The organism is Janthinobacterium sp. 61, from assembly GCF_002846335.1.
GTDB lineage: Bacteria > Pseudomonadota > Gammaproteobacteria > Burkholderiales > Burkholderiaceae_D > Janthinobacterium.
Map to the genome: position 1 here is coordinate 2,167,539 of NZ_PJMQ01000001.1, position 13,998 is coordinate 2,181,536.

Annotated in this window: 14 protein-coding genes; 9 read left to right on the top strand and 5 right to left on the bottom strand. The window is 65.5% G+C overall.

Annotation, left to right across the window (positions count from 1 at the left end; translation table 11 throughout):
• Positions 1-216 precede the first annotated feature (216 nt).
• Positions 217-267: a hypothetical protein gene (locus CLU92_RS28480; RefSeq protein ID WP_373918920.1), complete on the bottom strand. Its 51-nt coding sequence runs from the start codon at positions 265-267 to the stop codon at positions 217-219.
• A gap of 232 nt (positions 268-499) precedes the next feature.
• Here CLU92_RS28480 and CLU92_RS09890 point away from each other — a divergent pair, with 232 nt between their 5' ends.
• From CLU92_RS09890 to CLU92_RS09930, 9 genes are all read left to right on the top strand, one after another.
• Complete coding sequence (locus tag CLU92_RS09890; RefSeq protein ID WP_133990687.1) at positions 500-916, top strand: hypothetical protein; 417 nt, start codon at positions 500-502, stop codon at positions 914-916.
• Positions 913-1,635, top strand: coding sequence for a hypothetical protein (locus tag CLU92_RS09895; protein WP_101481757.1), 723 nt, complete (start codon positions 913-915; stop codon positions 1,633-1,635). The genes CLU92_RS09890 and CLU92_RS09895 overlap by 4 nt, the downstream gene beginning before the upstream one ends.
• Positions 1,632-2,348: a type II secretion system protein gene (locus CLU92_RS09900; protein WP_101481758.1), complete on the top strand. Its 717-nt coding sequence runs from the start codon at positions 1,632-1,634 to the stop codon at positions 2,346-2,348. The genes CLU92_RS09895 and CLU92_RS09900 overlap by 4 nt, the downstream gene beginning before the upstream one ends.
• Positions 2,348-3,121 (top strand): ABC transporter permease subunit, encoded by a 774-nt coding sequence (locus CLU92_RS09905; protein WP_243858027.1) that lies wholly within the window; start codon positions 2,348-2,350, stop codon positions 3,119-3,121. Before CLU92_RS09900 ends, CLU92_RS09905 begins: the two co-directional genes overlap by 1 nt.
• Entirely contained in the window at positions 3,121-3,858 is a 738-nt protein-coding gene (locus tag CLU92_RS09910; protein WP_101481759.1) for a hypothetical protein, read from the top strand. Before CLU92_RS09905 ends, CLU92_RS09910 begins: the two co-directional genes overlap by 1 nt.
• Positions 3,859-3,946: 88 nt before the next feature.
• On the top strand, positions 3,947-4,519 hold the full coding sequence (locus CLU92_RS09915) for a prepilin-type N-terminal cleavage/methylation domain-containing protein (protein ID WP_101481760.1): 573 nt from the start codon (positions 3,947-3,949) through the stop codon (positions 4,517-4,519).
• A gap of 27 nt (positions 4,520-4,546) precedes the next feature.
• Positions 4,547-4,912, top strand: coding sequence for a YgiW/YdeI family stress tolerance OB fold protein (locus CLU92_RS09920; protein ID WP_101481761.1), 366 nt, complete (start codon positions 4,547-4,549; stop codon positions 4,910-4,912).
• Positions 4,913-5,145: 233 nt separating this feature from the next.
• On the top strand, positions 5,146-9,627 hold the full coding sequence (locus CLU92_RS09925; protein WP_101481762.1) for a PAS domain-containing protein: 4,482 nt from the start codon (positions 5,146-5,148) through the stop codon (positions 9,625-9,627).
• A complete protein-coding gene (locus CLU92_RS09930) occupies positions 9,624-10,547 on the top strand; it encodes a diguanylate cyclase domain-containing protein (RefSeq protein WP_101481763.1) in 924 nt (307 codons plus the stop codon). Before CLU92_RS09925 ends, CLU92_RS09930 begins: the two co-directional genes overlap by 4 nt.
• Positions 10,548-10,557: 10 nt before the next feature.
• Here CLU92_RS09930 and CLU92_RS09935 read toward each other — a convergent pair whose 3' ends face one another.
• From CLU92_RS09935 to CLU92_RS09950, 4 genes are read right to left on the bottom strand one after another with little or no spacing between them, the layout of a single operon-like run.
• Positions 10,558-11,013 carry a MaoC family dehydratase gene (locus CLU92_RS09935; protein ID WP_101481764.1) on the bottom strand — a complete coding sequence of 152 codons (456 nt, stop codon included), beginning with the start codon at positions 11,011-11,013 and terminating at the stop codon, positions 10,558-10,560.
• Positions 11,006-11,503 (bottom strand): MaoC family dehydratase, encoded by a 498-nt coding sequence (locus CLU92_RS09940; RefSeq protein WP_101481765.1) that lies wholly within the window; start codon positions 11,501-11,503, stop codon positions 11,006-11,008. The genes CLU92_RS09935 and CLU92_RS09940 overlap by 8 nt, the downstream gene beginning before the upstream one ends.
• Complete coding sequence (locus tag CLU92_RS09945; RefSeq protein WP_101481766.1) at positions 11,500-12,645, bottom strand: acyl-CoA dehydrogenase family protein; 1,146 nt, start codon at positions 12,643-12,645, stop codon at positions 11,500-11,502. The genes CLU92_RS09940 and CLU92_RS09945 overlap by 4 nt, the downstream gene beginning before the upstream one ends.
• A 16-nt stretch (positions 12,646-12,661) precedes the next feature.
• The gene (locus CLU92_RS09950) at positions 12,662-13,852 is read right to left on the bottom strand and encodes an acyl-CoA dehydrogenase family protein (RefSeq protein ID WP_101481767.1); all 1,191 of its coding nucleotides are present in this window, start codon (positions 13,850-13,852) and stop codon (positions 12,662-12,664) included.
• Between the last annotated feature and the right edge of the window lie 146 nt (positions 13,853-13,998).

Here is a 13,998-nt window from a genome sequence, read left to right on the forward strand (position 1 = left end):
AAGCGCAGCAGCTGGACATGGCGCACCGCACACGCTCGGCGGCCACCACCCTGTTCAACCACGCGGAAGCGGAGAAGCAGGAAATCCGCGCCTACGAACCGCAATTTCTGGCCCTGCGCCAGCGCGGCCTGATCGGCGAGGAAAACCGCCTGGCCTGGATCGACGCCATACGCCGCAGCCAGGAACAACGCAAATTACTGCCGATCAGCTACGAAATCAGCCCGCAACAAGCGCTGCAAGTGCCATTGCCCATGGTGATGGGGCAATATCATCTGCGCGGCAGCCACATGCGCCTTCGGATGGACTTGCTGCACGAGATGGACTTGCTGAACCTGTTTGACGATTTGCGCCAGGCCGGCTATTTCGCCGTGCAGGATTGCACGCTCAAGCGCCAGGCAGCGGCCGGGGGCGCCAGTGGGGCGCCGCCTACCCTGGGCGCCGAATGCGAGCTGCTGTGGCTGACTCTGGGCAGCGTGGCCGTGCCCGAACTGGGGCGGCCATGAGACGCGCCCTTGTCCTGTGCGCACTGCTGGCTTGCACCGCGCTGACGGCCCGCGCCCAGTCTTCCCATCTGGGACGATTGTTCCTGTCGCCCGAGCAGCGCGCCCAGATCGACGCGCAACGCTACGGGCCGCCGCCCGCCGATCCGGCCCTGGCGCCGCCCCCGCCGCCGCCGCCGCCCGGCCCGCCCGTGGAATTAAATGGCGTGGTGGTGCGCAGCAGCGGCCGCTCCACCGTCTGGCTGAACCAGGAAACGCAGAACGAGCCACACAACCGTCTCGCGCGCGACAAGTCCGGCATGCCCGGCACATTGACCTTGCGCCTGTCGACGGGCCAGGTGGTGCGGCTCAAGCCCGGCCAGCGCTACGACCCGGCCAGCGGCACGGTCACCGAGGCGCAGGAGATGCAGCAATGACGCCAGGACAGAAGTATCGCCAGCGCGGCGCCGCCCTGTTGCTGCTGCTGGCCGTACTGGGCCTGGGCGCGGCCAGCCTCCTGATCGGCGCCTTCGGCCGCAATACGGGCGAGGCCGCACGCCAGCAGCGCACCCTGGCCACCCTGGCGCAGGCGCGCGAAGCCTTGCTGGGCTTTGCCGCCACGCAAGGCCGCCTGCCCCGTCCAGCCGCCTCCGCCCTCGACGGGCGCGAACGGGCCGGCGACTGCGCCGACGACGCCCAGTGCAGCGGCTTCCTGCCGTGGGTGGCGCTGGGCGTGGAGGGCAACGACGCCTGGGGCAAGCTGCTGCGCTACAGCGTCACTCCGGCAATGGCGCGCGCGCCCATCGTCTCATTTTCCGCCATCGCCGACCGCGTCGTCCTCACACGCGATGGCCGCGGCGACTTCGCCTTCGTGGCGGGCCAGGAGCAATGCGACATCAGCGCCCAGTGCCTGCCTGTCGTCGTGTTCTCGCAAGGCAAGGATCATTACGGCACGGCCGCCAGCGGCGTGACCCAGATCAATACGGCGCACGGCAATATCGATGAAGCCAGCAACGACAGCGCCAGCCGCAGTTTCATTGCCCGTCCCGCCAGCGACAATGCCGCGCTACCCGGTGGCGCCTTTGACGATATCCTGAGCTGGATCACCTTGCCCACCCTGTATCAACGCATGCGCGCCGCGCGCAACCTGCCATGAGCAACATCTACTGCTCCCGACGCCGCCAGGGTGGCTTTTCCCTGATCGAAATCGCCATCGTGCTCGTCATCGTTGGCCTGATGATAGGCGGCCTGGTCACGCCATTGACGGTGCAGCTGGAACAGCGCAAGGTGGCCGAGACGCAAAAGGCCCTGGACGAGGCGAAGGAAGCGCTGACGGGCTACGCACTGCGCTACGGCTACCTGCCGTGTCCGGCCATCTCCGCCGGCAATGGCCTGGAAGACCGGCGCGGCGCCCGCTGCACGGGCGAAAAACGCGCCGGCTTCCTGCCGTGGGCCACCCTGGGGCTGGCTCAAGGCGACAGCTGGAGCAATCTGTTCCGCTACAGCGTGACGCCCGCTTTCAGCGACAGCGACCAGCTCTTCAGCCTGTCCACGCCGCGCGACATCAGCATCGTGACGCGCAATGGCGGCGCGCTGCTGCAGGCGACGGCGCTGAACGACATCCCCGCCATGATCATGTCCCATGGCAAGAACGGATTTGGCGCCACGAGCGTGCAGGGCCAGCGCCGGGCTGTGCCTTTTGGCAACAATGTCGACGAACGCAACAACGCGTCGAACGCCACCACCGTCATCAGCCGCGCCGCCAGCGGCCCGCAGCAGCCCGGCGGCGAGTTCGACGACCTCGTCGCCTGGCTGTCGCCGAACATCCTGTTCAACCGCATGGTGGTGGCACAGAGGCTGCCACGCTGATGCCGATGCTCTTGCCCACCTTCACCATCGCCCGCTACACGCTGCTCGAAGCGCTGCGCAGCCGCCTGCTGTGGCTATTCGTGCTGGCCGCCTGCGGCGCTGCCGGCCTGGCAGGCTTCCTGCAGCAACTGGCGCTGACGGAAAGCGGCGCCGTGCAGGCGGCGCTGCTGGCGGCCACCTTGCGCCTGGCCAGCGTCTTCCTGCTGGCCACGTTCATCATCACCAGCATGGCGCGCGAAGCGGCCGACCGGGGCCTCGAGTTGCTGCTGGCCCTGCCCATGCCGCGCGCCGCCTACCTGCTGGGCAAGCTGCTGGGCTATGGAGCGCTGGCGGCCGTGCCCGCCGTGCTGTTCGGGCTGCTGATGGCGCTGTTCGCCGCGCCCGCGCACAGCGCGCTGTGGGCGTTGTCCCTGCTGGGAGAACTGTGGATAATCGCCGCCTTCAGCCTGCTGTGCGCGGCCAGCCTGCAACAGGCCTTGCCTGCGCTGGCCGCCACCGGTGGCTTTTATGTGCTGGCGCGCATGCTGGGCAGCCTGCAACTGCTGGCGCACGGTCCACAGGCGGGCGACTCCTGGCTGCAGCGGGCCACGGCCGGCACCATCGACGTGCTGGCCCTGCTCCTGCCCAGCCTCGACGCCTTTACGCGCACAGACTGGCTGCTGTACGCGACGGGCGACTGGCAAGCCCTGGGCCGCGTGGCGGCGCAAACCATCATCTATGTCGGCTTGCTGGGCAGCTGCGCGCTGTGCGACTTTTACCGGCGCAACATCTGATGGCCAAGACCACCCAGCGCCCCTGGTCCAGCGTGCCGCGCCCCCTGTGCTGGCTGCTGGCGGCCTGTCTGCTGCTGCAGCTGGGCTGGCGCCTGGCGCAGCAGCACTCGCCGGCTCAGCCGCGGCCCCTGCCTGCCGCGCCGCCGGCAGCCGTGGCGCGCCTGGCCAGCTTGGGCGAGCCGCTGGCCATGGCTAAGGCCATGCTGCTGTACCTGCAATCGTTCGAGGACCAGCCCGGCGTCAGCCTGCCATGGCGCCAGCTCGACTATAATCGCCTGGCCAGCTGGCTGGAGACGGCGCAAACGCTCGATCCGCGCAGCCAGTACGCACTGGTGGCCGCCAGCGAAGTATATGCAGGCGTGGCCGATCCGCAGCGCGCGCGGCGCATGCTGGCCTTTGTCGCCGCCAGCTTCGCCGCCGACCCGGACCGCCGCTGGCCCGCCATGGCGCAGGCGGCGCTGGTGGCCAAGCACCAGCTGCACGACCTGCCGCTGGCGCTCAGCTACGCGCGCCAGCTGCGCCAGCTGGCGACAGGGCCGCAAGTACCATCCTGGGTGCGCGAGATGGAAGCGTTCATCCTGCAAGACATGGACCAGCTCGACAGCGCCCGCCTGGTAATCGGCGGCCTGATCGCCAGTGGCCAGATCAGCGACCCGCACGAACTGGCCTTCCTGGCGCGCCGGCTCGACGAACTTGCCAAGCAGATTGCCGCAAAGAAAGCAAAGATGCCGCCATGACCCGCAGCCTGAAATGCCATGCGCATCCGGCGCCAATTGCAGTAAACTGCGATATCAAGTCCCAGCACTTTTTTTCCAAGGAATCCCCATGCTCCCACGCCGCCAGCACGGCTTTACGCTCGTAGAAATCGCCATCGTCCTGGTCATCATCGGCCTGCTGCTCGGCGGCGTGCTCAAAGGGCAAGGCTTGATCGACAGCGCCAAGGTGAAAAACATCATCCAGCAGTCGAATGCGCTGACGGCCGCCGTCAACGCCTACCAGGACAAGTTCCGCGCCCTGCCCGGTGACGATATCCAGGGCACCACCCACGTGCCCAACTCGGCCGGCAACGGTAATGGCGACGGCCAGATCGGCGACGGCCAGCCGCGCGAATTCACGCTGGCGCCGCAGCACCTGGCGCTGGGCGGCTTCATTACCGGCTCCTACAACGGCACCTCGCAATTCATGACCAGTGCCCAGGGCGGCGCCGTCTACCTGTACAACGATGAAGTGGGCGGCCGGGCCGGCAACGGCATCCGTTTCGACAACCTCCCCGAAAGCTACGCCGAGCAGATCGACAGCAAACTCGACGATGGTGTGGCCAACACGGGCAGCGTGCGGGCGAACGCGCCCTATGGTAATACCGGTGCTATCATTCCCCGTACCGCCGTGTTTTTCTGACAAGGCAGTCACTATCAAAGGAGTACCATGTCATTGCACCATAAACTCATCGTCTCCCTGGCCGCCGCTTGCGCCTTGCTGGCCGGCAGCGCGCAAGCCCAGTACGTGGGACCGACGGCTGGCCCCACCGCGCCCAGCAGCGTGGCCGCCATCCTGAAAAATCCCGTCGACGACCAGGCCATCGTGCTGCGCGGCCACCTGCTGCGTAAAGTGGGCAAGGAGAAATACACCTTCTCCGATGGCACGGCGGAAATCCGCGTGGACATCGACGACAAGGTCTTCATGAACCGCAAGATCGATGCCAAGACCCAGGTGGAAATCCGTGGTGAAGTGGAAAAAGACTTCATGGAAAGCCCGGAAATCGATGTCGACGTGCTGACCCTGGTCCCGTAAATTTCCTTGCCATCCCGCCGCCATGGCGGGATGGGCGTTACCCCTCCTCTGTATGCCTTGCACAAGCTTTTTTCCATCCCAGAAACTAGGCTTGTCAGAACAATCAATTTCGTCTAGCATCTTTTCATTCAAGGTCAGCCAGCGCCAGCGTGAGCCTGCCTGTCTACTCATCCATTCTGGGAGCTTTCCGGGTGCAAGATTTGCCTTCGATACGCTCAAGAATTTCGTGGCTGGTGCTCGCCTGGGTCATTCCGACGGCGCTCGTGTTTCTCCTGCTCGTCGCGCATAGTTACACGCGCGAACGCGAGCATGTCGTCAGGGAAACGGCGCAAGCGGCGCTGGCGGTCGCCGCCGCCGTCGAACGCGACTTGAACGGCGCCCAGATGGCTGGGCGCATCCTGGCCACCTCGTCCGCCCTGCAGACCGACGACGTCGGCGCCCTGCGCGCCTTGAGCGACAGCCTGTTGCAGCCGGGTCTGGCCGTCAGTGCCTTCATCGTCTCCGACGCCAGGGAACGCCAGCTGATTAATACTGCACTGCCCGCCAGCCAGGCGGCGCCTCCCCTGCCGCAAAAATGGGCCGCCAGCATCGAGCGCACGCGCGAGTACGGCAAGCCGCGGCTGACCAGCCTGCTCTTGGCGCCGGACGACGTGCCGCGGCTGGCCCTGAACCTGCCCTTGCCTCGGGACAAGGGGCCCGCCTATGTGCTGACCGCGCTCTACCCGCCCGACTATCTGTCCGTGCTGCTGCGCGAGTTGCACCTGCCAGCCTACCTGGGCGCGGCCATCATCAATGCCGACGGCATCAACGTGGCGCGCACCCTGGCGCCGCAGCGCTATGTGGGCCAGCGCAGCACGGCGCCCCTGCTGGAACAGATACGCCAGGCGCGCGAAGGCGTACTGCGCCATGCCACCCTGGAAGGCCTGGACGTCTACACGGGCTTTCGCCGCGCTCCCGACGACAGCTGGACGGTGGCCGTCACCATGCGCACCAGCACAGTAGCCGAAGCCCTGCTGCGCTCGGTAGTCACGGGTTCCGTCATCCTGGCCCTGCTGCTGGGCGCCGGCTTTGCCCTGGCCTGGCGCGTGGGCGGCCGCCTGGCCAGCACTCTGGAGGAACTGACCTTGCAGATCCACGCGCTGGCGCAGGGCAAACCGCTGCTCTCGAACAGGCACACGGACCGCGAATCGGCCGACATGGCCAATGCCCTGGGCGCGCTGGAACGCGACCTGCGGCGCCACCGCACGCAGCTCGAAAGCCTGGTGGCCGAACGCACGCTGGCCCTGGAAAAATCCACGCGCCTGCTGGAAACCGTGTATGCGACCGCGCCCATCGGCATGCTGTTCGTGGGCCTGGACTTGCGCATCGTCATGATCAACCACTACCTGGCCGCCATCAACGGCGCCAGCGTGACGCAGCACCTGGGCCGTCCCGTGGGCGCCATGCTGTTCGACGACGCCGTGCGCGCGGACGTGGAGCGCTGCGTGCGCCAGGTACTGGAAACGGGCATCCCCATCGTCGACATGGAGTTGAAAGGCCATAGCGGACAGCAGCGCGAACAGCTGAGCCACTGGATCGTCTCGTATCACCCGATTTTCGGCCCGGACCAGCAGTTGCTGGGCGTATCGGGCCTGTGGCTGGACGTCAGCGAGCGCAGGCGCAGCGAAGCGGAATTTCGCCGTTCGAAACATCTGTTCGGCACCATTATCGAAAACATCCCGGCCATGGTCTTCGTCAAGCGCGCCGACAAGCTGAGCTTTGAAATGGTCAACCGCCACGCCGAACTGACCCTGGGACGCTCGCGCGAGCAATTGCTGGGCAAGACGGACCACGACTTCTTCCCGCCACAGCAAGCCAGCGCATTCATCAGCGCCGACCGCAAGCTGCTGGCCACGGGGCAGATGGTGGAAATCGAACAGGAGGCGATCAATACGGCCGACGGCACCACGCGCCACTTCACCACGCGCAAGGTGGTCTTGCGCGACGATGCCGGGCGCGCCAGCCACGTGCTGGGGGTATCGATCGATATCACGGAACGCAAGCGCGCCACCGAGGTGCTGCACGCCACCACCTTGCGCCTGGAACAGAGCGAACGCTTCATCCGCACCGTCACCGACAACCTGCCCGGCATGGTGTCGTACTGGGGCGCCGATTTGCGTTGCCGCTTCGCAAATAATTTCTATAATGAATGGTTTGGCCGCAACAGCGCCGAGCTGGCCGGCATCCACATGAGCGAATTGCTGGGGCAGGAACTGTTCGACGTGTATGCGCCCCATGTCGAGGGCGTGCTCGCGGGCCGGCCGCAAAGCTTCGAGCGCGACCTGCTCGATCCCGCCGGCCAGGTGTGCCATACGTGGACCAACTACATCCCCGATGTCGACGACGGCGGCGGCGTGCGCGGCTTCTTCGTGCTTGCCTCGGACGTGTCCGAACTCAAGCGCACGGAATTGCGCCTGCACGAGCTCAACGAGCAAATGGTGCGCGCGCGCGACAAGGCCGAGGCGGCCAGCACCGCGAAGAGCGAATTCGTCGCCAACATGAGCCATGAAATCCGCACGCCGATGAACGCCATCATCGGCCTGGCGCGCCTGCTGGAAGAGTCGCCGCTGGAGCGGCGCGAGCGCAGCTATGTCGGCAAGATCCAGATGGCCACGCAGTCGCTGCTCAATATCGTCAATGACGTGCTCGATTTTTCCAAGATCGAGGCGGGGCAGATGGTGCTGGAACAGCACCGCTTCCAGCTCGAACGCATGCTGGACAGCGTAGGCGTCTTGCTGGCCAGCAGTGCCTGGGCGCGCGGCGTGGAACCCGTGTTCGTGCTCGGCCCCGGCGTGCCGGACGAACTGGTCGGCGACGCCCTGCGCGTGGAACAGATCCTGATCAACCTGGTGGGCAACGCCGTCAAATTTACTTCGCATGGTGAAGTGGTGCTGGCCATCGCCAAGGTGGCCGAGGATGCGGCCAGCGCCACCCTGGAGTTTTCCGTGCGCGACACGGGCATCGGCATCGGCGCTGCGGAGCAGGAACGCATCTTCGACGCGTTTTCCCAGGGAGACAGCGGCACCAGCCGCAAGTACGGTGGTACGGGACTGGGGCTGGCCATCTGCCGGCGCATGGTGGAATTGATGGGAGGCAAACTCAGCGTGAAAAGCGCGCTGGGCGAAGGCTCCGACTTCCGCTTCAGCTGCCGCTTCGACAAGGTGGCGCCGCCGTCCGAGCCGCCCGCCAAGAGTGCGCCCAGGGCGCTGTCGCTGCTGATCATCGACGACAATGCCAGCGTGCGCGCCATGCTGGAAGACTGGTGCGCGGCGCAGGGTTGGCACAGCCGCAGCGCCGACAGCGGTGCGGCCGGCCTGGCGCTGCTGCGCGCCAGCGCCAGCGGCATGGACGGCTTGCCGCCGGCTGACCTGGTGATGCTCGACGCGGCCATGCCAGGCATGGATGGCATTTCCATGCTCACCGAGGCACGCGCCGACGAACACCTGGTGCTGCCGCCCGTGATCATGCTGGTGGCCGACCAGGATAGCGAAAACCTAGAACGCCTGGCCGACAGCCTGATGCTGGCCGGCATCGTCTCGAAACCGGCCACCCCGGCGCGCCTGCTGGCGGCCGTGACGGCCGTGCGCGAAGGCCGCAGCGCCCCGTCCGCACTGCCCGTGTCCACACCCCTGTCGGGCTTGCTGGAAGGCATGCGCGTGCTGCTGGTGGAAGACAATGAAATCAACCAGGAAGTAGCGCAGTACATTCTGCTGCACTCGGGCGCGCGCGTGGCTGTGGCCGCCAACGGCAAGCTGGCCGTCGACTTGCTCACCAGCACGCCGGACGCCTGGGATGCGGTGCTGATGGATTTGCAGATGCCCGTCATGAATGGCTACGACGCCACCCTGGCCATCCGCGCGCTGGGCTTGCCGGACCTGCCCATCATCGCCATGACGGCCAATGCCATGGATGAGGACCGCCTGCGCGCCATCGCCAGCGGCATGAATGCGCACGTGGCCAAGCCCATCGATGTCGACGAGATGATCCAGACCCTGACCCGGCTGGTGCAGGCGCCCCAGGGGAAGGGCAATAGCGCTGTCCACGCAGGCAATGCCGGCACGGAAACGCTGGAAGTGCCGGCCACGGTGCCCGGCATCGACCTGGAAGCGGCATTGCACCGCTTCGGCGGTGATTATGGCGCCTTCCTGGCACTGCTCAAGCGTTTTGAGAATTCGCAAGGCGATGCCGTCGAGGAAACCCGGCGCCTGCTGGCTGCTGGCCAGGCGCGGCAGGCGGCACAGCTGCTGCACCGCGTGTGCGGCGTGGCAGCCAACCTGGGCGCCGTCCACATCGCCAGCCTGGCTGGCGATGTGGAAAAGGCGCTGCAAGGGGGCCGCGCGCACGCCACCGCAGCCCTCCTCGGACAACTGGAACTGGCGATGGCCGAGGTCATCGAAGCGGCGCGCGCCCTGCCCTCGCCCCTGCGGCGCAGCCAGCCGTTGCCCCCCGCGCCCGGCAGCGGGCCAATCGACCTGCGTGCCGGCCTGGCCGAGCTGCTCGTCTTGATCCGCAACAATAACCTGAAGGCGCTGGCACAATTCCACGCGCTGCACCCCGCCTTGCAACAGTCAGACCGGGAAGCGGCTCTGGCGATGGCAAACGCGATCGAGACCTTGAATTTTTCCGAAGCGGAAAAGCTTGTGCTCGATCAGCTGAAACGAGAGGAAAACAAGTGAGCTGGACCAACCTTGCCATGAACGGGCGCATCCTCATCGTCGATGACGCCATGGAAAACATCCAGATCCTGCACCAGTTGCTGCGTGAGGAACACGACGTGCTGTTCGCCCTGAACGGCGAGAAGGCGCTGGAAATTGCGCATAATCAACTGCCCGACCTGATCCTGCTCGACGCCGTCATGCCCGGCATGGATGGCTATGCCGTCTGCAATGCGCTGCGCGAATCGACCATCCTGAGCGCCATTCCCGTCATCTTCGTCACAGCCCTGAACCAGCCAGAAGACGAGACGCGGGCGCTGGAAGCGGGCGCCGTCGATTTCATCACGAAACCGTTCAACGCAGCCGTCGTGCGAGCCCGCGTACGCAGCCAGCTGACCATCAAACGGCAGGCCGACGCCATGCGCGAACTGTCGCTGACCGACTCGCTGACGGGCGTGGCCAACCGGCGCAGCTTCAATGACACCATGGACAGCGAATGGCGGCGCTGCGCGCGCGATGGCGTGCCGATGGCCCTCATCATGGCTGATATCGACCACTTCAAGGATTACAACGATACGTATGGCCACCAGGCGGGCGACCTGTGCCTGCAGCAGGTGAGCGCCGCCCTGCGCCGCTGCGCCGTGCGCCCCCCCGACCTGCTGGCGCGCTATGGCGGCGAGGAATTCATCATCCTCCTGCCGCAGGAAACGAGGGACGGCGCCGAAGTGGTAGCCCGGCGCATGCTCGACGAAGTGCGCGCCCTGCACATCGCGCACGCCAGATCAAGCGTCGGCCCGCATGTCACGATCAGCCTGGGCGTGGCCAGCGTCATGCCCACCGAAGGCATGGACCCCAGCGCCCTGATCCGCGCCGCCGACGCCCTGCTGTACCGCGCCAAGCATACGGGGCGGAACAGGTATTGTGCGTCGGACGGGGCGTGAGATTGATTATTTACGGATAACAGCGCATCAAAAACTCCGCCACGCACACGGGTTTCGGGTCACCCTCGCGCTCCATGGTGACGGCCCAGTTCACTTGCGCCCCCTCCGGCAGATCGTCGACGCAAAGAATGTCGAGCCGCGCGCGCAATCGGCTGCCGACGGGCACGGGCGCGGGAAAGCGCACTTTATTGAGCCCATAGTTGATGGCCATGCGGATGCCGGCCATGTGCAGCGCCCCCTGCAGCATGGCGGGCAGCAAGGACAAGGTCAGGAAACCATGCGCCACGGTGCAGCCGTAGGGCGACTCGCGCGCGCAGCGCTCGGCGTCGACGTGGATCCACTGATGGTCGTCCGTGGCGTCGGCAAAGGTGTCGATGCGCTGCTGGGTGATGGTGAGCCAGTCGGAGACAGCCACGTGCTGCCCCGCCAATGCTTTAAAACCGGCAATGCCGGCGATATCACGCACGCGCCTGCTCCTCTTGCGCCACCGGGCGGCGGCCGAACATGCCCATGCCTTCCACCGTCGTCACCACGTCGCCATGCTGGTTGCGCACGCTCCACACGGAAATGACGATGCCACGGTCCGGCTTTGACGTCGATGGCCGCACCTCCTTGACCTGGTAGGTCAGGTGCAGGGTATCGCCCGCACGCACGGGTTTGAGCCAGCGGATGCTGTCCAGGCCGGGTGAGCCCATGCTGGACGAGTGCTTGAGCAGATTATCCACCACCAGGCGCATCATCATGCCGCAGGTATGCCAGCCGCTGGCGATGACGCCCTTGAAGATGGTCTTCTCGGCAGCCGCATGGTCGACGTGGAAGGGCTGCGGGTCGAAATCTGTGGCGAAGGCGATGATTTCCTTTTCCGTCACATGGCGCTGGCCCAGGTCGATTTCCAGGCCTTGCGTAAAGTCTTCGAAATACCAGTGTTTGGGTTTGATTCCGGTCAATGCGGTCATGCGGTCTCCGTCGGCAAGAAGCCCGGCTGGGCGATAAAGCGCTCGATATGGTGCTCCACGTCGCCCAGGGTCAGGCCGATCATGGACAGGCGCTTGAAGTGGTGGGCGGCGGGCAATTCATCCGTCACGCCCATGCCGCCATGCAATTGCACGGCTTGCTGGCCGACAAAGGTGGCGGCCAGTCCCACCCGCGCCTTGGCGGCGGAGACCGTTCGGCGGCGCTCCGCCACGTCGTCGCTATCGACCTTGGCGGCGGCCAGCATGGCCATCGAACGCGCCTGCTCCAGGTGAATGAACATGTCGGCCATGCGGTGCTGCAAGGCCTGGAATTTGCCGATCGGCGCGCCGAACTGCTGACGCGTCTTCAGGTACTCGAGGGTGGCGGCAAAGATGGCATCCATGGCGCCCACGGCTTCCGCGCACAGCAGCGTGGCGCCGTAATCCACGGCAGCATCCAGCACGGGCCAGCCTTGCTCCGCCTGGCCGAGCAGCGCGTCGTGCCCCAGTACCACCTGCACAAAGGTGACAGTGGCAGCGCGCTGGCCGTCGATAGTGCGATAGTCGCGCACGGAAACGCCCGGTGCGTCAACAGGCACGAGAAACAGCGAGATGCCGTCCGTCTCATCCTGGCCGCCGCTGCTGCGCGCCGAAACGATCAGGGCGCCCGCCTGGGCGCCGTGAATGACGACGGTCTTCTCGCCATCCAGCACGAAACCGTCGCCGCTGGCGATGGCCGTGGTGGCGATATCGTGCATATCGTGGCGCGACTGGCGCTCGCCCAGCGCACAGGCCAGCTTCAGGCTGCCGCTGGCGACCTGCTCCAGCACGCCATCATGGCCGCCGGCCAGGGTCAGAAAACGCGCCCCCAGCATGGTAGCCAGATACGGTTCGACCACCAGGCCGCGCCCCAGTTCCTGCATCACCAGCAGCATGTCCACGGCAGAGCCGTCGAAGCCGCCCGCGCCGGCCGGCAGCGGCAAGGCCGTCATACCCAGCTCGGCCAGGGTGGCCCAGGCGGAATCGGACGTGCCCGTGACCGAGTGGACGATTTGCTTGCGCGTTTCAAACGGGTAATCCTTGTCGACCCAGCGCCTGAGCGCGTCGGCAAATTGCTGCTGTTCCTGATTAAATTGGAAGTCCATGTCGTCTCCTTCTGGCTTACAGGCCCAGGATCATCTGGGTGATGATGTTTTTCTGGATTTCATTCGAGCCGCCATAGATCGATGTCTTGCGGTAATTGAAGTAGTAGGCGGCCAGCGGCGCGGCCAGGTCGTCGCCGCCAGCGCTGTGCGGCGCGCTGCCATCAAGAAAGTCGGGGTCGAAAGGCAAGGCTTGCGGGCCGAGCGCTTCCACCATCAGTTCCGTCAGTTGCTGCTGCAGTTCCGAGCCGCGCACCTTCAGCATGGAAGCCTGCGGTCCCGGTCCCTTGCCCTCTTCGCTGATGACGCGCAAGACCGTCATTTCCAGCGCCATCAGTTCGATTTCCAGATGGGCCACCTTGGCGGCAAAAGCGGGATCATGCAGCAGCGGCGCACCGCGCTTGGATTGCTGCATGGCCAGCTGCTTGAGGAAAGTCAGCTCGCGCTTGGAGCGGCCCACGGCGGCGATGCCCGTACGCTCGTGCCCCAGCAGATACTTGGCGTAAGTCCAGCCCTTGTTTTCCTGGCCCACCAGATTGCTGACGGGCACGCGTACATTGTCAAAAAAGACTTCATTCACTTCATGTTCTTCATCGAGCATGATGATGGGGCGCACGGTGATGCCCGGCGTTTTCATGTCGATCAGCAAGAAACTGATGCCTTCCTGCTTGCGCACCGTGCTATCCGTGCGCACCAGGCAAAAGATCATGTCCGCGTGCTGGCCCAGGGTGGTCCAGGTTTTCTGACCATTCACGATGTAATGGTCGCCGTCGCGCTGGGCCGTGGTTTTCAGGGAAGCGAGGTCGGAACCGGCGCCCGGCTCGGAATAGCCCTGGCACCACCAGTCGTCGCAGTTCAAAATGCGCGGCAAATAATAGGCTTTTTGTTCGGCGCTGGCGAAGGCCATGATGACGGGCGCCACCATGTTGATGCCGAAAGGCAAAATCGGCGGCGTGGCGGCGCGCGCGCACTCGTCTTCCCAGATATGGCGCTGCACGGCCGTCCAGCCCGTGCCGCCATGTTCGACAGGCCAGGCCGGTGCGGCCCAGCCTTGCTGCGCGACAATCTTGTGCCAGCGCACATAATCATCACGGTTCAGGCGCAGATGCTGGCGCACCTTGCGCTGCAAATCCGCTGGCAAATGCGTGTCGAGGAAGGCGCGCACCGTGTTGCGGAACGCCGTTTCCTCGGCCGTGTAATGCAAGTCCATGTCTGTCTCCTTGTTCTTATCGGTTGCCGTATTGACTGCACGCAAGGAAGCTCAGCGCACAAAAAAGCACGACCGTTCTCAAGGATTGTACAACAGAATGGGGGCGGCGCCAGGGGTTTTACAAAGGCTGGCGCGGAGAGGGAGTT